We start from the raw sequence: 25,669 nt of genomic DNA on the forward strand, positions 1-25,669 counted from the left end.
CACGGCCATGAGCCACCCGCGCGCAGGACAGCCGGCCCAGCCCGAGGACCTCGTTGACGTCGCCCACCTGGTGACGGCGTACTTCAGCGACGAGCCCGACCCCGACGACGTCGACCAGCAGGTCACCTTCGGCACCAGCGGGCACCGCGGGTCCTCGTTGTCGCGCTCCTTCAACGAGGCGCACATCCTGGCCACGACGCAGGCGATCTGCGAGTACCGCGCCTCCCAGGGCTTCGACGGCCCGCTCTTCCTCGGCCGCGACACCCACGCACTGTCCGAGCCAGCCTGGGTCTCCGCGCTCGAGGTCCTCGCGGCCAACGACGTCACCGTCCTGGTCGACTCCCGCGACGGCTACACCCCCACGCCCGCGGTCTCGCACGCGATCCTGCGCGCCAACGGTGCTCGTACGACGGGCAGCGGCCTGGCCGACGGCATCGTCGTCACCCCCTCGCACAACCCCCCGCGCGACGGCGGCTTCAAGTACAACCCGCCCCACGGCGGGCCCGCCGACTCCGACGCCACGAAGGTCATCGCGGCGCGGGCCAACGAGCTGCTGCGCGCCGGCCTGGAGGGGGTACGCCGGGTGCCGTACGCCCGGGCGCGGGCGGCCGCGACGGCGTACGACTTCCTCGGCAGCTACGTCGACGACCTGCCCTCGGTGATCGACGTCGAGGCGATCCGCGGGGCGGGGGTGCGGATCGGGGCGGACCCGATGGGCGGCGCGGCCGTGCACTACTGGGGCGAGATCGCCGACCGGCACGGGCTCGACCTCACCGTCGTGAACCCCCTGGTCGACCCGACGTGGCGGTTCATGACCCTGGACTGGGACGGCAAGATCCGGATGGACTGCTCGTCGCCCTCCGCGATGGCCTCGCTGATCGGGCGGATGGGCGAGGACGCCGCGTACGCCGTCGCGACCGGCAACGACGCCGACGCCGACCGGCACGGGATTGTCACCCCGGACGCCGGCCTGATGAACCCCAACCACTTCCTCGCCGTGGCGATCCAGCACCTCTTCGGCGGGGCCCGGCCGGACTGGCCGGACACCGCCCGCATCGGCAAGACGCTGGTCTCGAGCGCCATGATCGACAAGGTCGCCGCCGGGCTCGGCAAGCCGCTGGTCGAGGTGCCGGTCGGGTTCAAGTGGTTCGTGCCCGGACTGGTCGACGGGTCCTTCGGCTTCGGCGGCGAGGAGTCCGCGGGCGCCTCGTTCCTGCGCCGCGACGGATCGGTGTGGACCACCGACAAGGACGGCCTGCTGCTGTGCCTGCTGGCCGCGGAGATCATCGCGACCACCGGCCGCTCGCCCTCGCAGCACTACGCCGACCTGGTCGCCCGGCACGGGGAGCCGGCGTACGCCCGGGTCGACGCGCCCGCGACGCGCGAGCAGAAGGCCGCGCTCGCGGCGCTGACCCCGGAGGCCGTCACCGCCACCACGCTGGCCGGCGAGGAGATCACCGGGCGGCTCACCGAGGCCCCCGGCAACGGTGCCGCGATCGGCGGGCTGAAGGTGACCACGGAGTCGGCGTGGTTCGCCGCGCGGCCCTCGGGCACCGAGGACGTCTACAAGATCTACGCCGAGTCCTTCCGCGGCCCCGAGCACCTCGCGCAGGTCCAGGAGGAGGCCCGCGCGGTGGTGTCAGCCGCGCTCGGGGGCTGAGCCGACCCGTCAGGGTTCGAGCAGCTCGACCGGGTCCCCCGGCCGCACGACGCCGGCGGTGACCACCTCGCCGTCGACCCCGCACACCGGAGCCCCGCCGACGACCGGCAGCGCGGCGAGCACCCGGAGGTCCCGCTCGCCGGTCTCGGGGTGGTGGTCGACGACGGCGCAGCGGGTGGTCAGCGCTGCGGGTCGCACGACGGCACCTCCGACGCGCACCTCGCGCCCCACCCACGCCTCCTCCGCCCGCGGCGGCAGGCCGGTGTCGACGACCAGGTTGGCGCGGAACCGCCGCGGGTCCACCGGCGCACCCACCTCCGCGGCCAGCGCCTCCAGGGTCGAGAGCGCGACCAGGCTCACCGCCCCGGCGTACACCACCCCGCGCGCCGGCGCCGCCGCGAGCCGTACGTCGCGTGCCGGCGACAGGCCGAGCAGCGGGGCCGCCCGCGCCGCCAGCGGGTGGTCGAACAGGTCGAGGGCCACCTCGCGGCCCCAGTAGTCGCAGGTGACCTGCTCCCCGGTGCCGGCTGCGACGGTGCCGGCTGCGACGAGCGACTCCCCGTCGACCGCGAGGCCCATCAGCCGCGGGTGCGCGACCGTGCGGAGCACCTGCCGCGCCGCCACGTCGACCAGGCACCACCGCCGGTCCCCGACGACCCCGGCCGGCTCGATCCACACCTCGGGACGGGCCAGGTGACGGGTGCCCTTGACCGCGGCGTACCCGACGGAGACGACCTGCACCCCGCCACGGTAGCGAGCCGGCCGCGTGCGCGGGTTCGTGAGCGGCTGGGCCGCGTGGCTATCCTGGGCCCACAACTTCAGAAGCAGAGGGTTCGACGCGTTCTTGGTGGTGGGTCCGGCGCGATGTCCGCCGCACCCAGGAACACACCTCATGAGTCCCCTCGCTTCCTACCGTCGACTGCTCCACCTCGCCGGTCCGACCTACGTCCTCGTCGCCTTCCTCGGGCGGCTGCCGCTGGCGATGTCCCAGCTCGGCACGCTGCTGCTGGTCTCCTCGGCGACCGACAGCTACGGGCTCGGGGGCCTGGCCGCCGGGGCGCTCGCCGTCGCCAACGCCCTCGGCGCCCCGGTCGCGGGCGGCCTCGCCGACCGCGTCGGCCAGCGTCCGGTCGTGCTGGTGCAGTCGCTCGCCGGCGCGCTCGGCCTGCTCGCGCTGGTGCTCCAGGTCGGCGGTTCGACGCCGCTCACCGTCGTGATCGCCGCGCTCGCCGGCCTGGCGATGCCGCAGGTCGGCCCGCTGGCGCGCGTGCGCTGGCGGCCGCTGACCCACGGCACCGGCCACGAGCAGCGCCGGCTCGTCGATGCCGCCTTCGCCTACGAGGGCGCGGCCGACGAGGCGTCCTTCGCCCTCGGCCCCGCACTGGTGGGCCTGGTCGCGGTGGCGATCAGCCCGTCGGGCGCGCTGCTCGTGGCGGCCGGGCTGCTCGCGGTCTTCGGCAGCGCCTTCGCCCTGGACGCCTCCGCCCGGCACACCCGCCACCACGGCGCGGCCGTCGCGGGCAGGCTGCTCACCGGCATCCTGCTGACCCTCGCGCTGGCGCAGCTGTGCATCGGGGTGCTCTTCGGGGCGACCCAGACCGGGGCCACGGTGCTGGCCACCGCGGCGGGCGACCCGGGCGCGGCCGGCTTCGTCCACGCCACGCTGGGCGTCGGCAGTGCGGTGGCGGGCCTGCTGACGGCGTACCTCCCGGAGCGGATCGGGCACGAGCGCCGGGCGTTCGCGGCCGCCGTCGGGCTGCTGGTGCTGTCGCTGCCGCTGCTGCTGGTCGACTCGCTGCTCACCGTGACGCTGGCGGTGCTGCTCCTGGGCTGCGCCGTCGCGCCGTACATGATCGCGGTCTTCAGCATGGGCGAGCGGGTCGTGCCGCAGAGCCGAGTCGGTGCCGCGATGACCGTGCTCGCGAGCGCGACCGGGATCGGCTACGCCCTGGGCGCCTCGGTCGCCGGCCGGCTCGCCGACGCGACCGGCACCCACACCGCTGCCTTCGGCGTCACCGTGACGACGACGGTCCTCGCCGTGGTGCTCATGGTGGTCTCGCAGCGCCGGCTCCGGGCCGCGCTCACCTCCCACGGCGACCAGGACCACGTCGCGGCAGTCGGCGCCGGGGCCTGAGCCCCACCTGTCACAGAGGTGCGCTGGGCGGGATACTCCGAATCGTTTCTGATGCTCAGCGCGAGCTGAGCATCAATTCGGATTCGGACTACCCCACCTGACGCCCCGACCTCAGGCCGCCGCGGACCCCGACTGCTCGGCCGCACCCGCCTGCTGGCGCCGGGCGAGCTGGGTCAGCCGGGCCTGGGCGGCGCGGCGGACCTTGGGACCCTTGGTCGACATCGCCCAGAGCGTCTTGAGCTGGCTGGGCAGGTTCTTCGGGGTGGTGGTGGCCAGCCAGTCGTTGGGCAGCGAGAGCCGCACGACCTTGTGCCAGGCGGAGTAGAGCTGCTGCGGCAGCGGCGCCTCGTGGTAGTTCAGGTCGTACTTCTCGAAGAGCGCCTGCACCTTGGGGGCGACCTCGGCGTACCGGTTGGACGGCAGGTCGGGGAAGAGGTGGTGCTCGATCTGGTGCGACAGGTTGCCGGTCATCAGGTGCGTGGCCTTGCCGCCGGAGATGTTGGCCGAGCCGAGCATCTGGCGCAGGTACCACTCGCCGCGGGTCTCGTTCTCGGGGATGGCGGCGCGCTCGAAGGTCTCGACACCCTCGGGGAAGTGGCCGCACATGATGACCGAGTGCGACCAGACGTTGCGCACGACGTTGGCCACGAGGTTGCCGGCCAGCGCGCCGACGGCGCCGCCGAACGGCAGGGCCAGCAGCGGGTGGACGACGTAGTCCTTGGTGGCCTGCTTGCGGATCTTCCGCAGGGTCTTGGCGAGGTTCTCCTGGAACTCCGCGGAGCGCTTCTCCTTCGGGATCCTCAGGTTCTTGCCGAGCTCGAGGTCGTAGGCGGCGATGCCGTACTCGAAGAGGCAGGCGTTGACGAAGTTCCACAGCGGCTGCAGCAGGTAGAACGGCACCCAGCGCTGGTCCTCGTCGACGCGCATGATGCCGTAGCCGAGGTCGTTGTCCTTGCCGACGATGTTCGTGTACGTGTGGTGCACCTCGTTGTGGCTGTGCTTCCAGCCGTCGGAGGTCGAGGCGTTGTCCCACTCCCACGTGGTCGAGTGGATCTTCGGGTCACGCATCCAGTCCCACTGGCCGTGCATGACGTTGTGCCCGATCTCCATGTTCTCCAGGATCTTGGCGACCGAGAGCCCGACGGTGCCCAGCACCCACAGCGGGGGGATCGCCGAGCCGAGGAGCACGGCTCGCGAGCCCAGCTCGAGGCGACGCTGCACGTCGACGAGCCGACGGATGTACGCCGCGTCGCGCTCGCCGCGCGAGTCGATGACGTCCTGGCGGATCGCGTCGAGCTCGATGCCGATCTGCTCGATGTCGGCCTCGGTGAGGTGGGCCGTGGGGTTCTCGGGCTTGCGGGTGATCGTGGTCATGTCAGGTGGCCTTTCGGGTCACGCGGTCTCGACGACGGCTCGCTGGCGCTCGCCTGCTCGACCGGCGGTTCGGGTCAGTGGTCGACGGAGCAGGCGCCGGCGGGGGCGCTCACGCAGGTCTGGATCGGGACGCCGGCCGGGTCGGTCTCCCCCGGGACGGCGACGGTGAGGGCGCCGTTGCGCAGGTCGCGCACGGCTCCCTCCTTCAGCGGCAGGACGCAGCCCATGCAGATGCCCATCCGGCAGCCGCTGGGCATGAGGACGCCGGCGTACTCCGCGGCGTCGAGGATCGGGGTCGAGCCGTCGGCGCTGACCTCGCGGCCGTCGGCGAAGGTGACGGTGCCACCCTCGCCCGGTGCCGCGACGGTCACGGGGCGGAAGCGCTCGGTGTGCAGCACCAGGCCGCGTGCGGAGTGGTGGGCCTCGAGCGCGTCGAGCAGCCCCGCGGGCCCGCAGGCGTACGTCGGACGCTCGGCCAGGTCGGGCACGAGCTCGTCGAGGGAGTCGACGTCGAGCAGCCCGTCGGTGTCGGTGTGCAGTTCGACCAGGCGGATCAGCCCGCGGGCGGCGTACCCCCGGATCTCCTCGGCGAAGATCACCTCCGCGCGGGAGAGCGCGGAGTGGATGAGCACGATGTCCGTGGTCGGCGGGGTGGCGCGGGAGAAGAGGTTGCGCAGCATGCCGATGACCGGGGTGATGCCGGAGCCGGCGGTGACCAGGAGCAGCTTGTCCGGGAGCGGCTGCGGGAGCACGAAGTCGCCGCCGGCCTGGGCCAGGCGCAGCATCGTGCCGGGGGCGGTGCGGTGGACCAGGTGGTTCGAGACGGTGCCGCCCTCGATCGCCTTGACGGTGATCGAGATCGAGCCGTCGGCGCGGGGGCCGTGGGTCAGGGAGTAGGTGCGCCACAGGCGCACGCCCTCGACGTCGACGCCGACCCGGACGTACTGCCCGGGCACGTGGCCGGCCCAGTCGCGGCCCGGCTTGATCACCAGGGTGGCGGACTGGGCGGTCTCGGGGAGCACCTCCAGCACGCGGCCGGAGAGCTCGGCGCCGCGGCGCAGCGGGTGAAAGTGGTCGAGCAGGTCGTCGAGGTCGAGCGGAGTGACCGCGGACTCGGCCACCGAGCGAGCGGCGGTCCGGACGCGCTCCCGCAGCGTCCGGCCGAGGCCGGCGGGTCGTCCGCCCGCGCCGGCGGGCAGGTGTGCGGTGGTCATATCCACCATGGTACTGGCCTGATGGGGGTAACGTCCTGTGCCAGTGACGTGAACCTGCCCCGGGTTCTTGTTCGCTGCGAACAAAGGAGGCGGCGTGGCCCGCGACCTGCCCCGGCGTACGGCGGACCACGGCCTGGTCCTGGCACCGCAGGCCGCGGCCCGGATGCGCGCGGACCTCCCGCGGGTCGCCGAGCAGGTCGTGGCCGCGATCATCGACGAGGTGCCGGCCTACGAGAACGCCCTGTCCGGCTCGATGGGCGACACGATCCGCAGCGCGGTGCAGCTGGCGCTGGGCGGGTTCCTCTCCCTGGCCAGCGGGCGCCGCGGCACCGACCCGCGCACCCCGACAGCACCCGCGGTGGAGGGCGCCTACCAGCTGGGCCGGGGCGAGGCGCGCAGCGGCCGCAGCACCGACGCCCTGCTCTCGGCCTACCGGATCGGCGCCCGGGTCTCCTGGCGCGAGCTGTCCACCGCCGCCATCGAGGCGGGCATGGACGCCGAGGCCGTGGGCGGCTTCGCCGAGCTGACCTTCGCCTTCATCGACGAGCTGTCGGCCGCCTCCGCCGCCGGGCACACCGACGAGCTGGCCACCAGCGGGCGCGTGCGGCAGCGGCTGCTGGAGCGGGTGGCCCGGCACCTGCTCGACGACTCGACCGCCGAGGCCACGCTCGAGGCCACGGCCGCCGCGGAGTGGGAGCCGCCCACCACCCTGACCGCCGTGCTGGTGCCGGAGTCGCAGGCCCGCCCGGTGCTCGGCGCGGTCAGCGCCGCGACCATCGAGGTCCCCGAGGTGCCCGGGATCGAGGGGGTCGAGCTGCTGCTCGTGCCGGACGCCCACGGCCGCGCCCGCGCCGGCCTGCTGCGGGCCGTGCGCGACCGCGAGGCCGTCGTGGGGCCCGCGCGGCCGTGGCTGGAGGTGCGCTCGTCGTACGACCGGGCGGTGCGGGCCCGGGAGGCCGGGCTCGGCCCCGACACCGAGGCCGACCTGCCGAGGCTGGTGCTGGACGCCGACCCCGAGGCGCGCGCCGACCTGCGCGCCCAGGTCCTGGCACCGCTCGCCGACCTGCGGCCCGCGCAGGCCGAGAAGCTCACCGAGACGCTGCGCTCGTGGCTGCTGCACCACGGCCGCCGCGAGGACGTCGCGGCGGAGCTGTTCGTGCACCCGCAGACGGTGCGCTACCGGATGCAGCAGCTGCGCGAGCTGTACGGCGAACGGCTGGACGACCCAGGCACGGTGCTGGCGCTGACCATCGCCCTGGCGTGAGCGCGTCGGCTCGAGCGCGCCGCCCGGGCGCCTTCACCCGGTCGGTGCCCCGGGCGGCGGCGGGTACGTTCGCGCCATGCGAGCCCTTCCCCGAGCCCTGCCCCGCCTCCTGGCCGCCACGGTCCTGTCCGTCGCCCTGGTCGGGTGCGGCGAGGACGCCTCCGAGCAGCCCTCCGGCTCCGGGTCGGACTCGCCCTCGGCCTCGGACCCCGCCACGACGGATGCGTCCGAGGATGCCTCCGCGACCGCCGAGTACCCCCGCTACGTCGCGATCGGCGACTCCTACACCTCCGCGCCCCTGGTGCCCGAGACCGACCCCCAGGACGGCTGCCTGCGCTCGAGCGGCAACTACCCCTCGCTGGTGGCAGCCGCGCTCGAGGGCACCCAGCTCGAGGACGTCAGCTGCGCCGGCGCCGACACCACCTCGCTGATCGGGGTCCAGCGGACCTTCGACGGCCTGAGCCGCCCGCCGCAGCTGCAGGCGGTCACCGAGGACACCTCGCTGGTGACGGTCTCGATCGGCGGCAACGACTTCGGCCTCTTCTCGACCTTCGTCGGCGGGTGCGCCCAGGTCGCCTCGACCGACCCCGAAGGCAGCCCCTGCACCGACGTCGCCTCCGAGGACGGCCCGGAGGTGCTGGCCAAGATCGAGGAGCGGATCTCCTCGGTCGTCCAGGGCGTCCGTGGGCGGGCGCCCGAGGCCCGGATCCTCGTCGTCGGCTACCCGCAGATCGTCCCGCAGGGCGACCGCGCCTGCCCGGCGCTGCCCATCGCCGACGGGGACCTGGCCTTCGCGCGCACCATGAACCGCGGGCTCGCCGAGGCCCTGGAGGAGGGCGCCCGCAAGGGCGGGGCGGAGTACGTCGACGCCTACGCCCTCTCCGAGGGCCACCACGTGTGCTCCGACGACCCGTGGATCGCCGGCAAGGAGACCGTCGAGGGCCAGGCGCTGGCCTTCCACCCCTTCGCCGCCCACCAGGAGGCCGTCGCCCAGGAGATCCTGCGGCTGCTGGAGCGCTGAGGCGCACCGGGCGTGCGACCACGGTCGCCGCTCTCAGGAATTTCTCAACAGGGATCTCCACATCCCGTGGAGATCCCACCCATCCGGGTGGTCGGGCGGGTCCGAAGCACGGACACAGGTTGAGCACATCGACACCCCTACTCGGAAAGGTTCCACCATGTCCTTCCTCCGCCGTACCGCCGCCCTCGGCTCCGTGGCCGCCCTCGCCGTCACCGGCGCCCTCGCGACCTCGGCCCCGGCCTCCGCCGACGAGACCGACACCAGCCTCGCCGAGGTCCTGGCCGCCGACGGCAACAAGTTCGACCGCAACCAGCGGGACTTCGACGTGCTCGACCGCGTCGTGCGGGTGGTGCTGGCCGCCAAGCCCGACAGCCCCGTGGCCCTGCTGGCCGACGGCACCCAGACACTGACCGCGTTCGCGCCGACCGACCTGGCCTTCCGCCGTCTGGCCCGCGACCTCGTCGAGCCCGCCGCCGGCCAGAGCGAGCGCAAGGCGTTCAAGGCCCTCGCCGGTGCGGTCGACGTCGACACCATCGAAACCGTCCTGCTCTACCACGTGGTGGCCGGCTCCAAGCTCGACTCCACCGCGGTCGTCGCCGCTGACGACCAGGCCGTCGAGACCGCCCAGGGCGGCTCGGTCACCGTGCGCGTCGACGGCTCGAAGATCACCCTCGAGGACGCCGACGCCTCCGACGCCGACCCCCGCGTGACGGTCACGGACATCAACGCCCAGGCCAACCAGCTGGCCCACGCCATCAACCGCGTGCTGCGCCCCGTCGACCTGCCCTGATCCATCCCCCGGGCACTGGCCCGGACGGTCGCCCTCCCTCGACCGTCCGGGCCAGTGCTGCGTCCGGGCCAGTGCTGCGTCCGGGCCCGTGCTGCTCGGGCCGGGAGGGCCCGGCTCACTCGAAGCGCAGGCCGCTCGTGAGCCGGTCCAGCAGGTCGGCGAGGCCGTCGCGGTCGCGCTCGCGGCCGATCACGGCGACGTACGCCGAGGCGACCTCCTCGCCCGGCGGCGCGACGAACTGCTCCATCGCCACCCGGCGGTAGCCGTCGGCGACGTAGGAGACGACGAGCGCGTCGAAGGAGCGCGACTCCAGGGTGAGGTCCTCGATGCCGCTCGCGGTCGAGAGCGCCTCGAGCCGGGCGTCCAGCTGGGCCGGCACGGAGAGGTACTGGTTGCCGACCAGGCGCACGCGCACGAAGTACCCGCCGGCGGTGACGTCCGTGGGCGGCTCGGGGTAGAACCGGGTCTCGCCGGCGGTGGCGTCGGAGCGCACCCAGCCGCGCGGCACGGGCAGCGACACCGAGAACGGACTGGTGCCCACGACCGCCCGCGCGGTGGGGAGCCCCGGTCGCAGCGGCGGGTCGTCGGGGTCGGGGAGGACCCGCAGCACGGGGTCGCGCGGGTACGCCGGGTCGGCGGCCGCGACGGGTACGGCGTCGACGAGCAGCGGCTGCGGGGTCTCGCGCCCGGCGGCGTACCCCAGGGCCGCGCCAGCGGCCGCGAGCAGGACGACCGCGAGCGCCGCCAGCCCGAGCCTGCGTGCGTCCACGGGCGTCACCGTAACCGGGTCCGCGCGCCCGGCCCACGGCGGTTTTCGGGTCGCGACCCGGTGGTGCCTATCGTCGCGCCCATGAGCAGCCTGATCCTGCGCGGCGCGCGCCTGGTCCCGGTGACCACCGAGGCTCCCGCCGACCCCGTCGACGTCCTCGTCGTGGACGGTCGCGTCAGCGCCGTCGGGCCCACGCTCGAGCGGCCCGCCGGGGTCGAGGAGGTGCGCGCCGACGGCCGCTGGCTGGTGCCGGGGCTGTGGGACCAGCACGTGCACCTGGCCCAGTGGACGCTGACCTCCGGACGGCTCGACCTCGCCGGCGCGCGGTCCCCCGAGGACGCCACGGCCCTGGTGGCCGCACGGGTGGCCGAGTACCCCGACCTCCCCGTCATCGGCTGGGGCCACCGCTCGGCCGGCTGGGAGCGCGAGGTGACCGTCTCCGAGCTCGACGCGGTCTCCGGGGACACCCCGGTCGTGCTGATCTCCGGCGACGCCCACCACGCCTGGCTCAACACCCCCGCCCTGCTGCACCTCGCCCTGCCGGTGCGCGACTCGGTGGTGCGCGAGTCCGAGTGGTTCGCGGCGATGGCCCGGCTCTCCACGCTCATCGGCGACGACGGCACCAGCCCGGAGGCCTACCGCCGCACCCTCGACCACGCCGCGTCCATGGGTGTCGTCGGGCTCGCGGACTTCGAGTGGTCCGGCGGCGTGCCGGAGTGGCAGGAGCGGTGGGCCGAGGGTGCCGACGTGCTGCGGGTCCGGATGGCGACGTACGCCGAGGGGCTCGACGACGTGCTCGCTCGCGGCCTGCGCACGGGCGACCCGCTGGTGCCCGGCGACGACCGGCTGGTCATGGGGCCGCTGAAGATCATCAGCGACGGCTCGCTCAACACCCGCACGGCGTGGTGCTGCGAGCCGTACGGCGACGCGTACCGCCTGGAGTACCCCTCCGGCCAGCCCAACCTGTCGGGTGCCGAGCTGCGCGCCCTGCTCGCTAAGGCCCGCGCGCACGGGCTCGAGGTGGCCACGCACGCGATCGGCGACGCCGCGGTCGCCGAGGCGCTGGCGTCCTACGCCGAGACCGGCGCGCGGGGCTCGATCGAGCACGCGCAGATGGTCAACCGTGCCGACGTGCGCGAGATGGCGCGACTGGGGATCCGGGCCAGCGTGCAGCCCGCGCACCTGCTCGACGACCGCGACCTGACCGAGCGGATCTGGGGAGAGCGGTCCGCGCGCTGCTTCGCCTTCCGGTGGATGCTCGACGACGGCGTGGAGCTCGCGCTCGGTTCCGACGCCCCGGTCAGCCCGCTGGACCCGTGGCTGGCGATGGCCGCCGCGGTCCACCGCTCCGGCGACGAGCGCGAGGCCTGGCACGGGGAGCAGGCGCTGACCCCGCTCGAGGTCCTACGCGCCTCGGTCGACGGTGCCGGGACGGTCGGGGTCGGGTCGCTCGGTGACCTCGCGCTCCTCGACCACGACCCGCTGGCGGCGTACGACACCCCCGCGGAGGCGGCCACTCACCTCCGCTCCGTCACCGTCGCCGCCACCTGGGTCGCCGGGCGGCAGGTCCACTCCACCCTCGACGACTGAACGACCGGTCCCGGGGGCGCGCTGACTCGTCAGATGCCGCGGGTGGTGACGGAGTCGAGGACGCGGTTGGCGGTGGCGGTGTCGGGGCTGCGGACCTGCACCCACAGGACCCGGTCGGCCGCGACCTGGACGACCCGCTCGACGGTCACGCCACCGGGGCAGCCGGAGTGGACGACAGTGCGGGAGGGCTGGGTGCGGGAGCCGGAGTACGGCGGGGCGGCGGAGTCGCACTCGTGGTGGCCCGGCATCCGCTCGGGCAGGTCCGTGCCGGGCATCAGGGCGAGGAAGACCCCGTGGCCGGTCGAGCGGTCCTCGGTCCAGCCGGCCTCGGAGCCGACCGACAGCGCGGGGTAGGTCCCGTCGTCCTGCGGTGCGGTCCAGCCGGCCTCGCCGGTGACCCGGGTCCAGCCGCCGGGCACCTCGGCCTCGAGGGTCCCCGAGGCGTCGGTGACCACGGTGAGGTCCGGGACCCGCTCGTCGGCCAGCGCCCGGGCACCCGCAAAGGCGCCGACGGCCGCTGCCGCCCCGAGGAGCAGGGCTGCGGCGGCGTACGGCCAGCGTGGTCCCGACGCCCGCTCGCCACTGGTGCTCGCCGCACCTCGACCGCCGGTCCCGCCGGTCCCACCGGGGTCGACGGCGGCGCCGAGCGAGGGCGCCGGGCCGGCGTGGGTGAGGTCGGGGTCGAGCGGCAGCCACGGCAGGGTCGGGCCGTCGACGGGGCAGCCGAGAGCGTCCTCGACGGCGGCCACGAAGGTCGCCACGTCGGGCCAGCGCTCCTCGCGCTCGCGCGCCAGCGCCCGGCGTACGACGGCGTCGACCGCGGCCGGGTGGCCCGGCAGCGGGTCCGGGGGCGCGGGAGCGGCGGCCTGGCGCAGCGTCTCGAACCGGAAGGCCGGCCGTCCGGAGAGCAGGAGGTAGGCGAGCGCGCCGAGGGAGTACTGGTCCGCGCGCGCGTCCGGCGACTCCGCCTGCGCCTGCTCGGGGGCGACGTAGGACGGCGTGCCTGCGACCATCGTCAGTCGCGAGGAGGCGTCCAGCGCCTTGCCGAGCCCGAGGTCGCCGAGCACCGCGCGCACCTCGGCGCCGGCCGGTCCGTCGGTGGTGCGGAACAGCACGTTGGCCGGCTTCACGTCGCGGTGCAGGACCCCGCGGTCGTGCAACGCCTGCAGCCCCCACCCGACCTGGCGCAGCACCGAGAGCGCCTGCCCGGCCGTGAAGGGCTCGGCGGCGGTGATGGGCCCGCCACGCACCCGGTCGGCGAGCGTGCCCTGGTCGGCGAAGGCCATCACGAGGTAGGGCCGCCCGTCGGGCAGCTCGCCGGCGTCGTAGACCGGCACGACGTACGGCGACTCCACCCGTCGCAGGAACCGGCCCTCCTCCAGGAACCGCCGGTGCACCTCGCCGTCGTCGGCCCAGTTCTCGGCCAGGACCTTGACCGCGACCGGGCAGTCGAGCTGCTCGTCGTAGGCCAGCCAGACCGTGGCGAAGGCACCGGAGCCGAGGCGCCGCCGCACGGCGTAGCGGCCCAGCCGGGCGGGAGACTCCGTCACCGGGGCATAGTGCTCCATGGAGGTGGAGAGTGACCAGTGAGGGCCTGGGCCCCGACGACGTCGACGCGCTCGCGCGGCGCGCGCAGCAGGGCGACCGCGACGCGCTCGAGCAGCTGCTCGGCGCCGTACGCCCCCGCGCGCTCGCGGCCTGCCGCGGCGTCCTCCCGCACCTCGCGGACGCCGAGGACGCCTGCCAGGAGGCGCTGCTCAACGTGAGCCGCAAGATCGGGTCGTGGCACGGCCGCGGCCGGTTCACCACCTGGCTGCACGCGGTCTGCGTCAACAGCGCCCGCTCGACCTACCGCCGGCTCAAGAACCAGGCCACGCCCGCTGACCTGATGGAGCCCGGCACCCGCCTCGACCGCCCGGACCCCCGCACCACGAGCGTCATCGCCGGCACCCGGCTGGACCTGCTCGAGGCGATGGAGGTGCTCGAGCGCGACCACCCGCAGCTGGTCGAGCCGCTGCTGCTGCGCGACGTGCACGGCTTGCCGTACGACGAGATCGCCGCCCTGCTCGAGGTGCCGCTCGGCACCGTCAAGGCGCGGATCCACCACGGCCGCAAGCTGACCCGCCCCCTGCTGGCGGCCGACGCGTGAACCGGGCCCGCCGGGTCGCCCTGGTGGCCGCCCTCGGCCTCGCCCTCTCCGGCTGCACCGCGGGTGACCCGGACTCCGGGGTCGAGGTCCTCGACGACACCGCCGCCGTCGCGCTGGAGCCCGTCGCGCTCGGCGAGCTCCCCGACCTCGACGACCCGGCCCTGGACGCCTCGACCAGCCGGCCGCGCCGCGACCCGGTCTACCCCGCGGTCGGGCACCCGGTCCTCGACACCCTCCACCACGACCTCGACCTCGCGTGGGACCCCGAGCAGCGGCTGCTCACGGGGCGCCAGACCGTCCTCTTCCGCGCCGCCCGCGACGGCCGCCAGGTGGTGCTCGACCTCAGCCCCACCCTGGAGGTCAGCAGCACCCGGGTCGACGGGGAGCCGGTCGCCTTCGACCGCAGCGGCAACGACCTGCTCGTGCGCTACTCGGTCGAGGAGGGCGCTCGGCACGCGCTCGAGGTGGAGTACTCCGGGACCCCGCGCCCCGTCCCGGCGCCCACCACCCGCGGCGACTTCAGCACCAACGGCTGGACGACCACCGAGGCCGGCGACACCTGGACGATGCAGGAGCCGACGGGCGCGCACAGCTGGTACGCCGTCAACGACCAGCCTGCCGACAAGGCGACCTACGACATCACCATCTCGGTCCCGAGCCCGCGCGTCGGGGTCGCCAACGGCGAGCTGGTCTCCCGCACCGACGCCGACGGCGTGACCACGACCCGGTGGGTCATGGACCGGCCGATGGCGTCGTACCTCGCGACGATCGCGACGGGTGAGTACGCCGTCAGCGACGCCGTCTCCAGCAGCGGCGTGCCGCTGTCGTACTGGGTGCCGGTCGGCGCCGAGGACCGCGTCGACGCCGAGGCGGGGCTGGCCGAGGCCGACCGCGGCCTGGCCTGGCTGGAGGAGCGGCTCGGGCCCTACCCCTTCGACAGCCTGGGGTTCCTGTTCGTGGAGTCGCAGTCGGGCATGGAGACCCAGGGCATGGTCACCCTGGGCATGACCGACTACACGACCTCCACGCCCGTGCTCGTGCACGAGATCGCGCACCACTGGTGGGGCAACCTCCTGGGGCCCGAGACCTGGCGCGACCTGTGGATGAACGAGGGCATGGTGATGTACCTCCAGGGGCTGTGGCAGGCCGAGGAGGAGCCCTACTCCCTCGAGGAGCTGCTCGACTTCTGGGCCCAGGACGAACCGGCTATGCGCGCGGAGTCGGGGCCGCCCGCGGCGTACGACCCGGCCACCTTCGGCGAGGGCAACGCCTACTACTCCGGGGCGCTGATGTGGCACGAGGTCCGCGAGCTGCTCGGCGACGAGCTGTTCTGGCGACTCGTGCGGGAATGGCCGGCCTCCCGCCCCTACGGCACCGCGTCGTACGACGACGTCGTCGCGTGGTGGTCGACCGAGGCGGGACGGGACCTCGGGCCGGTCTTCGACGCCTGGTTGCTCGGGACCGACTCCCCTCCCCGCTGACCCGTCACGCCACGTGGGAGGCGACCATCCCCCGGTGCATGACCCGGTCGCCGACGACGGCGGAGTGGTCGGCGCGGTGGAGCACGCAGGCGTTGTCCCAGAGCACCACGTCGCCGGGGGCCCAGCGGTGGGCGAGGACGTTGTCGGGGCGGGACCGGTCGGGCCGGGCGGTGTGGCCCGGCACGTCGGTCGTTAACCACCTGAGCCGCGGCTGCTCCGCCCCCGACGGGTGAGTCGGGCGTGTCGCGGGGGCGATCGGGGGTAGTCCCTCCCGCCGTCCGCCCACCGCGAACATCCCTTCCCCAGGCGCGGGCGCCGGGCGAGGGTGGCGGCATGAGGATCCTGGTGCTGGGCGGGACGCTGTTCCTGTCGCGGGCGGTGGCGGTCGAGGCGCTGGCGCGCGGGCACGAGGTGGTGTGCGCGGCCCGCGGCGCCTCCGGGTCGGTGCCCGAGGGGGCCGAGCTGGTGCCGTTCGACCGCACGGGCGAGGTGCCGGCCGACCTGGCGACGCGGGAGTTCGACGCGGTCGTCGACGTGGCCCGGACGCCGTCGTGGGTGCGTCGCGCGGTGGCCGCCTGGCCCGGGGCGCACTGGACCTTCGTGTCCACGATCAACGTCTACGCCGACGAGACGACCCCCGACGGCACCCCGGCGACCCTCACCCTGCGCGACCCGCAGCCCGAGGACGTCGACCTCAGCGAGCAGCCCGACGCCTACGGGCCGATGAAGGTCGCGTGCGAGCAGCTCGTCCGCGACGGGGTCGAGCGCTCCTTCGTGGTCCGCCCCGGGCTGATCGTGGGCCCCGGCGACCCGACGGGCCGCTTCACCTACTGGCCGGCCAGGTTGGCCGGCGTCGAGCCCGCCGAGGAGGTGCTGGCCGGCGGCCTGCCCACCGACACCGTGCAGGTCATCGACGTCCGCGACCTCGCCACGTGGATCGTGCGCGCGGCCGAGGACGGTCTCACCGGCACGTTCGACGGCGTGGGTCCGGCCATGGCGATCGGCGACCTGCTGACCGACTGCACCATCGGGCTCGATGTCACCCCGGCCTGGGTCTGGGCCGGCGACGACGAGCTCGCGGCGGCCGGCGTGCAGCCGTGGTCGGGGCCGCGGTCGCTCCCGCTGTGGTTGCCGCGACCGGCGTACGACGGGATGCTCGCCCACGACTGGACCCCCTCGCAGGCCGCCGGTCTCACGGTGCGCCCCCTCGCCGAGACCGCGCGCGACACCCTCGCCTGGCTGCGCGCGACCCCGGACGCCGTCGTCACCGGGCTGACCCGCGAGGAGGAGGCCGAGGTGCTGGCCTCGCTCTCCTAGCGCCGGTCGGGCAGGTGAGCCCTGGCGAGAGGTCGTCGGCGCTCGCCGCTCGACCGACACGCGTGGGACCGCTCGCCGGCGCTCGCTGCTCGACCACCGGGCCCGGATGATCCAGGCAGCGGCCTACCCTCCGTCCATGGCCGACCGACTCAGCGCCGCCGACCTCATCGACCTCGTGCTCGACGAGGGGTCGTGGTCCTCGTGGGACGAGCCGCCGGCGTACGGCGAGATCTCCGAGGCGTACGCCGCCGACCTGGCCAAGGCTCGCGAGAAGGCGGGGACCGACGAGTCGGTGCTGACCGGCGAGGGTCTGCTGCGCGGGCGGCGGGTGGCGGTGCTGGTCGGCGAGTTCGGGTTCCTGGCCGGCTCGATCGGGCGGGCCACCGCCGACCGACTGGTCGCCGCGATCCGCCGCGCGACCCACGAGGGGCTGCCGCTGCTGGCCGCGCCGATCTCCGGCGGCACCCGGATGCAGGAAGGGACGCCTGCCTTCGTGCAGATGGTGCGGATCGCCGAGGCGGTCATGGCGCACCGCGGCGCGGGCCTGCCCTACCTCGTCTACCTCCGCAACCCCACCACCGGTGGGGTCATGGCGTCGTGGGGCTCGCTCGGGCACGTGACGGTGGCCGAGCCGGGTGCCCTGGTGGGGTTCCTGGGGCCGCGGGTCTACCAGGCGCTCTACGGCGAGGAGTTCCCCGAGGACGTGCAGACCTCCGAGAACCTCTACGCCCGCGGCATCATCGACGCCGTCGTCGCGCCCGAGGACATCCCCGACATCCTCGACCGGGCGCTGCGGGTCATGCGCCCGCCCGCACCGCTCGACGCCCCCGACCCCGGCGACGAGCCGGTGCCCGACGTCGACACCTGGGACGCCGTCACCCGCTCGCGCGACACCGGCCGCCCCGGCGTACGCCGACTGCTGAGGTACGCCGCCAGCGACGTCGTCCCCCTCAACGGCACCGGCCAGGGCGAGTCCGACCCGGGGCTGCTCATCGCGCTGGTGCGCTTCGGCGACGTGCCATGCGTGTTCCTCGGCCAGGACCGTCGCGGCCAGACCGCCGCGCACCCGCTCGGGCCCGGGGCGCTGCGCGAGGCCCGGCGCGGGATGCGGCTGGCCTCCGAGCTCGGGCTGCCGCTGCTCACGGTGATCGACACCGCCGGGGCTGCGCTGTCGATGGACGCCGAGAACGGCGGTCTGGCCGGCGAGATCGCACGCTGCCTCGGCGACCTCGTCACCCTCGACGCCCCGACCCTGTCGCTGATGCTCGGCGAGGGCAACGGCGGCGGCGCGCTCGCGCTGCTCCCCGCCGACAGGGTCGTCGCCGCCCAGCACGCCTGGCTCTCCCCGCTGCCGCCCGAGGGCGCCTCCGCGATCGTCCACCGCGACACCGCCCACGCCCCCGAGATGGCCCGCGCCCAGAAGGTCCGGGCCCTGGACCTGCACGCGCTCGGCGTCGTGGACCGGGTCGTGGCCGAGAAGCCCGACGCCGCCGAGGAGCCGGAGGAGTTCTGCCGCCGGGTCGGCGCGGTCCTGGCCCACGAGCTGGCGGGGCTGCTCGCCCGTGGCCCCGGCTCGCCCTCGGACCGGGCGGCGCGGTACGCCGGCTGAGGCGGGGTCGGGCTCCGGCCGGCCAGCGGGACCGTTGTGAGGTTCAGCGGCCCCCCGCTGAACCTCACGGTCCACCGCTGAAGCTGCATCGGCGGAGCATCAGGTCCAGCGGCCCCCCGCTGAACCTCACACCGTCGGCGCCCGACTTCCCGCCGCGGACACCCGGCAGACCTTGCCTCCACCCGGTTGACTTGCGCCCATGACCCGACCCCGTGCCGCGCTGGCCACCGCTGCCGCGCTGGCTCTCGGGGGCGCCCTCCTCCTCCCGGGCGCGAGCGCCGCCCAGCCGCTCCCGACCCAGCCGCTCCCGACCCAGCCCCGGGTCGACCAGGTCCTCGAGCAGTCAGACGACCAGCCCGCGGCCGCGCCCACCGAGGTGACGGCGACCGAGGCGATGGTGCGGGTCGGTCCCGAGCCCGACGGCCAGCCGGTGCGGATCGACACCACGACGTACGTCCCGGCCGGCGAGGGGCCGCACCCGGCGGTGCTGGCGACCCACGGCTTCGGCGGCAGCAAGGCCGACCTCGACGGGCTGGGGCGACGGCTCGCCGCCCAGGGGTACGTCGTGCTGGCCTACTCCGCCCGCGGGTTCGGCGACTCCGGCGGCCGGATCCACGTCGCCGACCCGGACTTCGAGGTCGCCGACGCCCGAGTCCTGATCGACGAGCTCGCCGAGCGCGACGACGTCCTGCGTGACGGACGGGACGACCCGCGGGTGGCCGCGGTGGGGGCGTCGTACAGCGGGGCGCTGGCCCTGATGACCGCCGCCACCGACGACCGGGTCGACACCGTCGTCGCGGCGATCACCTGGAACGACCTGGCCGAGGCGTTCTTCCCGCAGGCCGCGCGCAGCCGGGGGCCGGGGCCGTTCAAGCAGCTGTGGGCGTCGCGGTTCTTCCTCGGCACCGCCCCCCGGCCGGGCGACCGGCAAGGGGCCACCGACCCCGTCTGCGGCCGCTTCGACCAGGAGATCTGCGAGCTCTTCCTCGACGCCTCGCGCACGGGCGAGCCGAGCGAGGCGCTGCTCGGGATGCTGGCCGCGCACAGCCCGGCGCCGTTCCTGGAGGACCTCGCGGCCCCGACGTACCTCGTCCAGGGCCTCGCCGACTCCCTCTTCGGCACCGACCAGAGCGACGCGACGGCCGCGGCGCTCACCGAGCGCGGCACCCCCGTGGCCGTGCGGTGGACCGAGGGCGGTCACGACGCCTTCGCGACCTCGGTGCTCGACGAGGCGGCCGGGCTCGAGCGGTGGCTCGACCACTACCTCGACCCCGCCCGCGACCCGCGCGGCAGCGACGGGTCGGACCTCCCGCTGCCGCCGTTCTCCTACTCCGTGCCGCCGGCCCCGGGTCGTGAGCGCGACGAGCCGCAGGACTTCACGACCCCCGACCTGCCCCTGCCGTCGTACGACGAGGTGCCGCTCGACCCCGAGCCGCGACCGGTGCTGAACCCGCCCGGCGGCGTGCCGGCCTCGCTCACCACCGTGCCCGGCACCGGCGACGCCCTGGTCGACGCCGTGACCGACGCGGTCTCGACCTACCCGCTGGCCGCCCTGCCCGGGCAGTCAGTCGCCTTCGACACCGAGCCGCTGGAGTCCGAGCGGGTCCTCGTGGGCGCGCCCCGGGTCAGCCTCAGCGTCACCTCGAGCGCACCGACCAGCACGCTCTTCCTCAGCCTGTGGCAGGTCACCCCCGACGACACCGCCGTGCTGACCCGCCAGCTGGTCGCGCCGGTGCGGATCGCCACGACCCCGGGCGAAGCCCGCACCGTCGACGTTGACCTCGCCGGCGGCACCTGGCGGGTGCCCGCGGGCAGCCGGCTGCGCGTGCTCGTCACCACGACCGACCAGACCTACGCCTCCCCGCGCGCGGCCCGTGCCGACGTCGTCACCGTCGACCGGCTCCGGCTGCCCTCGGTCGCCGGCACCCCGGTCGACGGCGGGTCCGGCGGCCCGGACGCCGAGGTCGTGGGGCTCCTGGTCGCCCTGGGCGTGCTCCTGGCCGCCTCGGTCCTCGTGCCGCTCGTGCGACGCCGGGGCCGGGCCACCGCCCCCGACCCCGCGCTCGCCGACGTACCGCTCGTCGTCGAGGGCCTGGTCAAGACCTACGCCGACGGCCACCGCGCGGTCGACGACGTCTCCTGGACCGCCGGCCGCGGCCAGGTCGTCGGCCTGCTCGGCCCCAACGGCGCCGGCAAGACCACGACCCTGCGCATGGTCATGGGCCTCATCCGTCCCGACTCCGGACGCGTGCACGTGCTCGGGGAGCAGGTCCACCCCGGCTCGCCCGTGCTGGCGCGGGTCGGTGCCCTGGTCGAGGGCCCGGGCTTCCTGCCGCACCTCACCGGCCGGCAGAACCTCCACGCCTACTGGGCCGCCACCGGCCGCCCCGAGGAGGAGGCGCGCTTCGAGGAGGTGCTCGAGGTCGCGGCGCTCGGCGGCGCGGTCGAGCGGCCCGTGCGCACCTACAGCCAGGGCATGCGCCAGCGGCTCGGGATCGCGCAGGCGATGCTCGGCTTCCCGGAGGTGCTGGTGCTCGACGAGCCGACCAACGGCCTCGACCCGCCGCAGATCGCCGGGCTGCGGCCGATCCTGCAGCGCTACGCCGCCGCCGGCCGCACCGTCATCGTCTCCAGCCACCTGCTCGCCGAGGTCGAGATGACCTGCTCGCACGTCGTGGTCATGCACGCCGGCCGCGTCGTCGTGACCGGCACGGTGGCCGAGCTGGTCGACAGCGCCGGCACCACGCTGCTCACGCTCGCGCCCGGCTCGGACCCCGACCCGGTCGCCGACGTCGTACGCCGCCAGCCCGGCGTCTCCGACGTCGAGGTGCTGCCCGCGGAGGAGGCGGAGGGCGCGACCGAACCGGTCGGGCCACGGCTGGTCGTCACTGCCGACCTGCCCCGCGCCGACGTGGTGCGGCTCGTCGCCGGCAGCGGCGCGGACCTCGTGGCGGTCAGCAGCCGCCGCCAGCTCGAGGAGGTCTTCCTCGGCGTGATCGCCGAGGCCACTTCCTCGGGCGGCTCGAACGACGACCTGAGGCAGGTGCGCGCCCGATGACTGCTCCGACCCCGACCCCCACCACTGCCCCCGCCGCGACCCGGCTCCCCGGCAGGCCCCTGACCCTGCGCGCGGAGACGGCCCGTCAGCTGCGCCGGCGCCGGACCCTGTGGACCTTCGGCCTGCTGCTCGCCCTCCCGCTGATCATCGTCGGCGCCTTCGCACTGGGCGACGGCGACGGCGGTGGCGGGGACGACCGCTTCGTCGACCTCGCGACCAGCGGCGCGGCCAACTTCGCCGTCTTCACCACCGCGGTCTCGGCCTCGTTCCTGCTCCTGGTGGTCGCGGCTCTCTTCGTGGGCGACTCGCTGCCCTCGGAGGCGTCGTGGTCCACGTTGCGCTACCTCCTGGTCGCGCCGGTCCCGCGCTCCCGGCTGCTGGCGACCAAGCTCGTGATCGGCCTGGTCAGCACGGCGCTCGCTGTCGTGGTGCTGATCGGCTGGTCGCTGCTGGTGGGGCTGGTCTTCTACGGGGCCGACGCGTTCACCGGCCTCGACGGCAGCACGCTGGGGTGGGGGACCTTCGCCGGCCGGATCGCGCTGATCGCGGCGTACCTCGTCGTCATCCTGCTCCCCGTCGGCGCCATCGCCTTCTGCCTCGGCGTGCGCACCGACGCCCCGCTCGCCGCGGTCGGCGGGGCGGTCCTGGTCACCATCGTCAGCGCGATCCTCGACCAGATCGAGAACCTCGGCTCCTTGCGCAACGCCCTTCCCCTCCACGACGCCTCCGCGTGGTTCGGGCTGCTGCGCCAGGACGTCGTCTGGGACGACCTGGTCGACGGGACCCTCTGGTCGCTGGTCTACGCCGTCGGGTTCACGGCGCTGGGGTTCGTGCTCTTCGCGCGCAAGGACGTGCTGAGCTGAGGGTGGGGTCGGGTCTGTGAGTTTCAGCGGGGCCGTGTGAGGTTCAGCGGGGCGCCGCTGGACCTCACGCCGCACCGATGCAGCTGCACCGGGGGACCGTGAGGTTCAGCGGGGCCCCGATGAACCTCAACGCGCGAGCAACTAGAACGCGTTACAGTCCCGCGCATGACCGACGCCCGGCACCAGCGCACCCACGTCGTGACCGGAGCGGCGTCGGGGATCGGGCGCGCGACGGCCGCGATGCTGCGCGAGCGGGGGCACCGGGTCATCGGGGTCGACCTGCGCGAGGGCGAGGGCGTCGACGTGGCTGCCGACCTGGGTACGCCGGAGGGCCGGGCGGCCGCGGTCGCCGGCGTCCAGGGGCTGACCGACGTCGTCCACGGGCTGGTGCCGGCCGCGGGGCTGGCGGGTCGCACGGGCGTGCCGGGCGACCTGGTGGTGTCGGTGAACTTCTTCGGCGCCGTCGCGATGGTGACCGGGTTGCACCCGCAGCTGCAGGCGGCCGCGGAGCGTGACGGCGACGCGGCCGTCGTCTTCCTGGCGAGCAACTCCATCACCGGCATGCCCGGCTGGAACGTCCCGACCGTCGAGGCCTGCCTGCGCGGCGACGAGGCTGCGGCCCGGGCCGAGGCCGCGAAGGTCGACTCGGTCATGGTCTACCCCTCCAGCAAGGCCGGCCTGGCCTGGTGGGCCCGTCGCGAGGGCGTGAAGCCGGAGTGGGCCGGTGCGGGCATCCGGCTCAACTCCGTCGCACCCGGCGCGACCGAGACCGCGATGGTCGAGCAGATGCGCGCCGACCCGCTGCTCGGCACCGCCATCGACGCCTACCCCACCGCGATCGGCCGCACCGGCCGCCCGGAGGAGGTCGCCGCCCCCATCTGTTTCCTGCTCTCACCCGAGGCCACCAACATCGTCGGCGCCTGCCTGTTCATCGACGGCGGCACCGACGCGATGCTGCACCCCATGGCGCCCGAGGGCTGGGAGGTCGGCCCGGTCGCGTTCGGCTGATCCGGCGGACCGGCGGGTCCTTGTGTGGCGCTCCGGTTCAAGCAGGTTGAACCGGGGCACCACGTAGAGCCACTCAGGGACAGTCGACGTAGGCCCCGAGGAGCCCGACGTCCAAAGTCTGGTCCGAGGAGGTGCTCCACCCCGTCCCGGTCAGCGAGCCGGTGACCCGCAGCGTGATCGTGTCGCCGAGCAGCGAGGACAACAACGACGGGTAGACCTCCGCAGAGCTGTTGCCGGAGACGTCGACCGGGTCCCCCGTCTCGACGACGACGGCGGTGTACGTCAGGGTGGTCGGCCAGCCGCTGGGCACCCACGAGACGGTCGCCGCGCTGCTCAGCAGCGGACCGGTGCTTTCGTCGCAGTCGAGCGTGGGCGGCGTGAGCGCGCCGGTCGCCAGGGTCGAACCCGACACGGCCGAGGTGTCGGTCCAAGCTGCGAGCGTCGTACGACCCGGGGCAACCAGGAGCGTCGAGCCCACGACGAGCCCGACCAGCACGGGTCCCACCGCCATGCCTCTCACGGAACTGCCTGGGTCGCGGTCACCTGGAAGGACGGTGCGTAGGTCTGGGACTGGGTCGGGTTGCCGGCAGCGGCGTCGAGGGCGAGCAGAACACAGAACGTGAGCGACCCGCCCGGTGCGATGGGGTCGCTGGGGCCGAGGACCGGGGTCGGGGCGACCGGGAGCGCGGCCGGGCCGTAAGTGGTGGTCGTCCCGGCGCACTCCTCCTCCCGCGGGTAGGTCGCGCTGACCGTGCTCGCGGCGCCCCCGCTGCGCACCGTCGCCAGCACCGCCGTCCGCATCGCCTCGCTGCTCGCCGACACCTCGCTGGCGATGGAGACCGTGAACGGCGTCGTCCCCGCGTTGCTGATCGTCAGCGACTCCGCCGTGCTCTCCCCCGGCGCCAGGTCGCTGATCGAGAGCGCCGTCCACGTGTAGGAGTCCTGGCTCTCGACCTCCAGGTCCAGCGAGCCGGAGGTGATCGTGGCGCCCGACACCGTGGCGGCGTCGGTCCAGTACGCCTGCGTCCCCAGGCCACCTACCAGGCCGAGCGCCCCGACGAGCGCCACCACGGCGGGCGTCCACGACCTAGAGGGTCGGTCCGACTGCGGCACCCGCGTGCGCCGCGGGGCCGCATGCCGCCCGCTCACGTCACCACCCCGGCGTGCCGAGGGGGCCGAGGAGGCCGTGGGGCCCGCCTGGACCGCGAGGGCCGGTCGGCCCCCGAGCGACCCTCCTGCGCGTGCCGCACCGGGCGCGACCGCCACCCGCGCAGCAGCACCGCTGCGGCGTACAGGAAGAGCGCGCCGGCGGCGAGCTGCACCAGCAGCTGGTGCTGGTCCGGGGAGAGCAGGACGTTGAGCCGGCCGACCCACGGCACGGAGTACCAGACCTCGCCCCGCAGCTGGACCTCGCGCACCGGTTCGGCATCCGCCACGGAGTTGGCGTCGCCGCGCGTGGTCAGGACCCTCTCGCCCTCGGCGGTCCAGCCGACACCGACGACCCGGTGGGTCGCCACGGCAGGTTCGCCACTGCGCAGCTGGTATGTCACGACGTCCCCGACCCGGACGTCGGCGAGCGCGACCGGGCGCACGACGACGAGGGTGCCGGCGGGGTAGGCGGGGCTCATCGAGCCGGTGAGGACGGTGTACGGCGTGGCGCCGGCCACCCGCGGCACGAGCACCGCGAGTGTCACCAGCGCCGTCGCCCCCAGCAGCACCACCCAGGAGACGGCGCGCACGACGTGGCGCGCCATCGCCTTACGAGGTTGCGTCGGTCTGGGTGACGGTGATGGTGATGTCCTCCAGCGCGGCCTGGAGCGGAGCCGGGTTGTACTCCACCCCGCTGTTGCTCGCGTTCGTCGCGCTGGCGAAGTCGAAGTCGACGACGAGCGAGGCGATCAGCTCCTTGCCGTCGTCTGCCTCCGTGATCGCCGCCGTCGGCGTGAAGGGCGCTGGTGCCGGGGCGCCCACGTCGTCGAGCGTGAAACGGCTGCTGAAGTCCAGCTCGGCAGTGAGTGCCGTGTCGGCGCCGAAGTCGGGGGCGCTCGCGGCCACGTCGGCTTGGAGGTTGTCGCCGGTGGCATCGAGGACGTAGCTGCAGGTCTTGGTCAGGGTGTCGCCCGGAACGAGAGGGCGGGAGAAGTCGAAGGTCGCGCCCTCGTCGTTGAGCTCCCAGCCCACGCCGCAGTCGGCAGACGTGAGGTCCAGGGACCCGCCGTTGATGGTCCCGCCGGGGATGACTTCCTCGTCGGACCAGTACGCCAGCGACCCCGCACCCCCGAGCAGCAGCGCCGCACCGGTGGTCGCGGCGAGCGCGGCCTTGATCGAGTTGCGCATGGCGCTTCCCTCCCCGGGTCCGCGTGGAACC

Annotated in this window: 23 protein-coding genes; 13 read left to right on the top strand and 10 right to left on the bottom strand. The window is 74.7% G+C overall.

Going from position 1 to position 25,669, the window contains the following annotated elements; genetic code table 11:
- Positions 1-7: 7 nt before the first annotated feature.
- Entirely contained in the window at positions 8-1,660 is a 1,653-nt protein-coding gene (gene pgm, locus ACYVID_RS10465; protein ID WP_460736744.1) for a phosphoglucomutase (alpha-D-glucose-1,6-bisphosphate-dependent), read from the top strand.
- A gap of 9 nt (positions 1,661-1,669) precedes the next feature.
- On the opposite strand, the gene ACYVID_RS10470 is transcribed toward pgm, so the two are convergent.
- Positions 1,670-2,401, bottom strand: coding sequence for an MOSC domain-containing protein (locus ACYVID_RS10470; protein ID WP_460736746.1), 732 nt, complete (start codon positions 2,399-2,401; stop codon positions 1,670-1,672).
- 151 nt (positions 2,402-2,552) lie between these two features.
- Here ACYVID_RS10470 and ACYVID_RS10475 point away from each other — a divergent pair, with 151 nt between their 5' ends.
- A complete protein-coding gene (locus tag ACYVID_RS10475; RefSeq protein WP_460736748.1) occupies positions 2,553-3,794 on the top strand; it encodes an MFS transporter in 1,242 nt (413 codons plus the stop codon).
- Positions 3,795-3,905: 111 nt separating this feature from the next.
- Here the strand turns inward: ACYVID_RS10475 and ACYVID_RS10480 are convergent, their stop codons facing one another.
- Positions 3,906-5,168, bottom strand: coding sequence for a fatty acid desaturase family protein (locus ACYVID_RS10480; protein ID WP_460736750.1), 1,263 nt, complete (start codon positions 5,166-5,168; stop codon positions 3,906-3,908).
- A gap of 74 nt (positions 5,169-5,242) precedes the next feature.
- The gene (locus ACYVID_RS10485) at positions 5,243-6,382 is read right to left on the bottom strand and encodes a ferredoxin reductase (RefSeq protein ID WP_460736752.1); all 1,140 of its coding nucleotides are present in this window, start codon (positions 6,380-6,382) and stop codon (positions 5,243-5,245) included.
- Positions 6,383-6,476: 94 nt separating this feature from the next.
- Between ACYVID_RS10485 and ACYVID_RS10490 the strand changes: the two genes are divergently transcribed.
- The 3 genes from ACYVID_RS10490 to ACYVID_RS10500 all read left to right on the top strand — a co-directional run bounded on the left by ACYVID_RS10490 (position 6,477) and on the right by ACYVID_RS10500 (position 9,457).
- On the top strand, positions 6,477-7,646 hold the full coding sequence (locus ACYVID_RS10490; protein WP_460736754.1) for a PucR family transcriptional regulator: 1,170 nt from the start codon (positions 6,477-6,479) through the stop codon (positions 7,644-7,646).
- A gap of 76 nt (positions 7,647-7,722) precedes the next feature.
- Positions 7,723-8,667 (top strand): SGNH/GDSL hydrolase family protein, encoded by a 945-nt coding sequence (locus tag ACYVID_RS10495; RefSeq protein WP_460736757.1) that lies wholly within the window; start codon positions 7,723-7,725, stop codon positions 8,665-8,667.
- Between the two features lie 157 nt (positions 8,668-8,824).
- Entirely contained in the window at positions 8,825-9,457 is a 633-nt protein-coding gene (locus ACYVID_RS10500; protein ID WP_460736759.1) for a fasciclin domain-containing protein, read from the top strand.
- A 115-nt stretch (positions 9,458-9,572) separates the two neighbouring features.
- Here the strand turns inward: ACYVID_RS10500 and ACYVID_RS10505 are convergent, their stop codons facing one another.
- Positions 9,573-10,226: a hypothetical protein gene (locus ACYVID_RS10505; protein WP_460736761.1), complete on the bottom strand. Its 654-nt coding sequence runs from the start codon at positions 10,224-10,226 to the stop codon at positions 9,573-9,575.
- Positions 10,227-10,307: 81 nt separating this feature from the next.
- On the opposite strand from ACYVID_RS10505, the gene ACYVID_RS10510 reads away from it, so the two are divergent.
- The gene (locus ACYVID_RS10510) at positions 10,308-11,816 is read left to right on the top strand and encodes an amidohydrolase (protein WP_460736763.1); all 1,509 of its coding nucleotides are present in this window, start codon (positions 10,308-10,310) and stop codon (positions 11,814-11,816) included.
- A 29-nt stretch (positions 11,817-11,845) separates the two neighbouring features.
- Here the strand turns inward: ACYVID_RS10510 and ACYVID_RS10515 are convergent, their stop codons facing one another.
- A complete protein-coding gene (locus ACYVID_RS10515) occupies positions 11,846-13,366 on the bottom strand; it encodes a serine/threonine-protein kinase (RefSeq protein ID WP_460736765.1) in 1,521 nt (506 codons plus the stop codon).
- Positions 13,367-13,395: 29 nt separating this feature from the next.
- Here ACYVID_RS10515 and ACYVID_RS10520 point away from each other — a divergent pair, with 29 nt between their 5' ends.
- Positions 13,396-13,965: an RNA polymerase sigma factor gene (locus ACYVID_RS10520; protein WP_460736767.1), complete on the top strand. Its 570-nt coding sequence runs from the start codon at positions 13,396-13,398 to the stop codon at positions 13,963-13,965.
- On the top strand, positions 13,962-15,446 hold the full coding sequence (locus ACYVID_RS10525; protein WP_460736769.1) for a M1 family metallopeptidase: 1,485 nt from the start codon (positions 13,962-13,964) through the stop codon (positions 15,444-15,446). Before ACYVID_RS10520 ends, ACYVID_RS10525 begins: the two co-directional genes overlap by 4 nt.
- Positions 15,447-15,450: 4 nt before the next feature.
- On the opposite strand, the gene ACYVID_RS10530 is transcribed toward ACYVID_RS10525, so the two are convergent.
- Complete coding sequence (locus tag ACYVID_RS10530; protein WP_460736771.1) at positions 15,451-15,630, bottom strand: TauD/TfdA family dioxygenase; 180 nt, start codon at positions 15,628-15,630, stop codon at positions 15,451-15,453.
- A 149-nt stretch (positions 15,631-15,779) separates the two neighbouring features.
- On the opposite strand from ACYVID_RS10530, the gene ACYVID_RS10535 reads away from it, so the two are divergent.
- The 5 genes from ACYVID_RS10535 (at position 15,780) to ACYVID_RS10555 (ending at position 23,301) form a co-directional block, all read left to right on the top strand.
- Positions 15,780-16,763, top strand: a complete 984-nt coding sequence (locus tag ACYVID_RS10535; protein ID WP_460736773.1) for an NAD-dependent epimerase/dehydratase family protein — start codon at positions 15,780-15,782, stop codon at positions 16,761-16,763.
- 136 nt (positions 16,764-16,899) lie between these two features.
- A complete protein-coding gene (locus tag ACYVID_RS10540) occupies positions 16,900-18,372 on the top strand; it encodes a carboxyl transferase domain-containing protein (RefSeq protein WP_460736775.1) in 1,473 nt (490 codons plus the stop codon).
- 199 nt (positions 18,373-18,571) lie between these two features.
- Positions 18,572-21,430: an alpha/beta fold hydrolase gene (locus ACYVID_RS10545; protein WP_460736777.1), complete on the top strand. Its 2,859-nt coding sequence runs from the start codon at positions 18,572-18,574 to the stop codon at positions 21,428-21,430.
- Positions 21,427-22,293: an ABC transporter permease gene (locus ACYVID_RS10550; RefSeq protein ID WP_460736779.1), complete on the top strand. Its 867-nt coding sequence runs from the start codon at positions 21,427-21,429 to the stop codon at positions 22,291-22,293. Before ACYVID_RS10545 ends, ACYVID_RS10550 begins: the two co-directional genes overlap by 4 nt.
- A gap of 165 nt (positions 22,294-22,458) precedes the next feature.
- Positions 22,459-23,301 carry an SDR family oxidoreductase gene (locus ACYVID_RS10555; RefSeq protein ID WP_460736781.1) on the top strand — a complete coding sequence of 281 codons (843 nt, stop codon included), beginning with the start codon at positions 22,459-22,461 and terminating at the stop codon, positions 23,299-23,301.
- A gap of 73 nt (positions 23,302-23,374) precedes the next feature.
- On the opposite strand, the gene ACYVID_RS10560 is transcribed toward ACYVID_RS10555, so the two are convergent.
- The 4 genes from ACYVID_RS10560 to ACYVID_RS10575 all read right to left on the bottom strand — a co-directional run bounded on the left by ACYVID_RS10560 (position 23,375) and on the right by ACYVID_RS10575 (position 25,638).
- On the bottom strand, positions 23,375-23,812 hold the full coding sequence (locus tag ACYVID_RS10560) for a hypothetical protein (protein WP_460736783.1): 438 nt from the start codon (positions 23,810-23,812) through the stop codon (positions 23,375-23,377).
- A 5-nt stretch (positions 23,813-23,817) separates the two neighbouring features.
- A complete protein-coding gene (locus tag ACYVID_RS10565) occupies positions 23,818-24,372 on the bottom strand; it encodes a TasA family protein (RefSeq protein WP_460736785.1) in 555 nt (184 codons plus the stop codon).
- 74 nt (positions 24,373-24,446) lie between these two features.
- Positions 24,447-25,055, bottom strand: a complete 609-nt coding sequence (locus tag ACYVID_RS10570) for a signal peptidase I (RefSeq protein ID WP_460736787.1) — start codon at positions 25,053-25,055, stop codon at positions 24,447-24,449.
- Between the two features lie 4 nt (positions 25,056-25,059).
- Positions 25,060-25,638 (bottom strand): alternate-type signal peptide domain-containing protein, encoded by a 579-nt coding sequence (locus tag ACYVID_RS10575; protein WP_460736789.1) that lies wholly within the window; start codon positions 25,636-25,638, stop codon positions 25,060-25,062.
- Between the last annotated feature and the right edge of the window lie 31 nt (positions 25,639-25,669).

This window comes from Nocardioides ginkgobilobae (assembly GCF_054781275.1).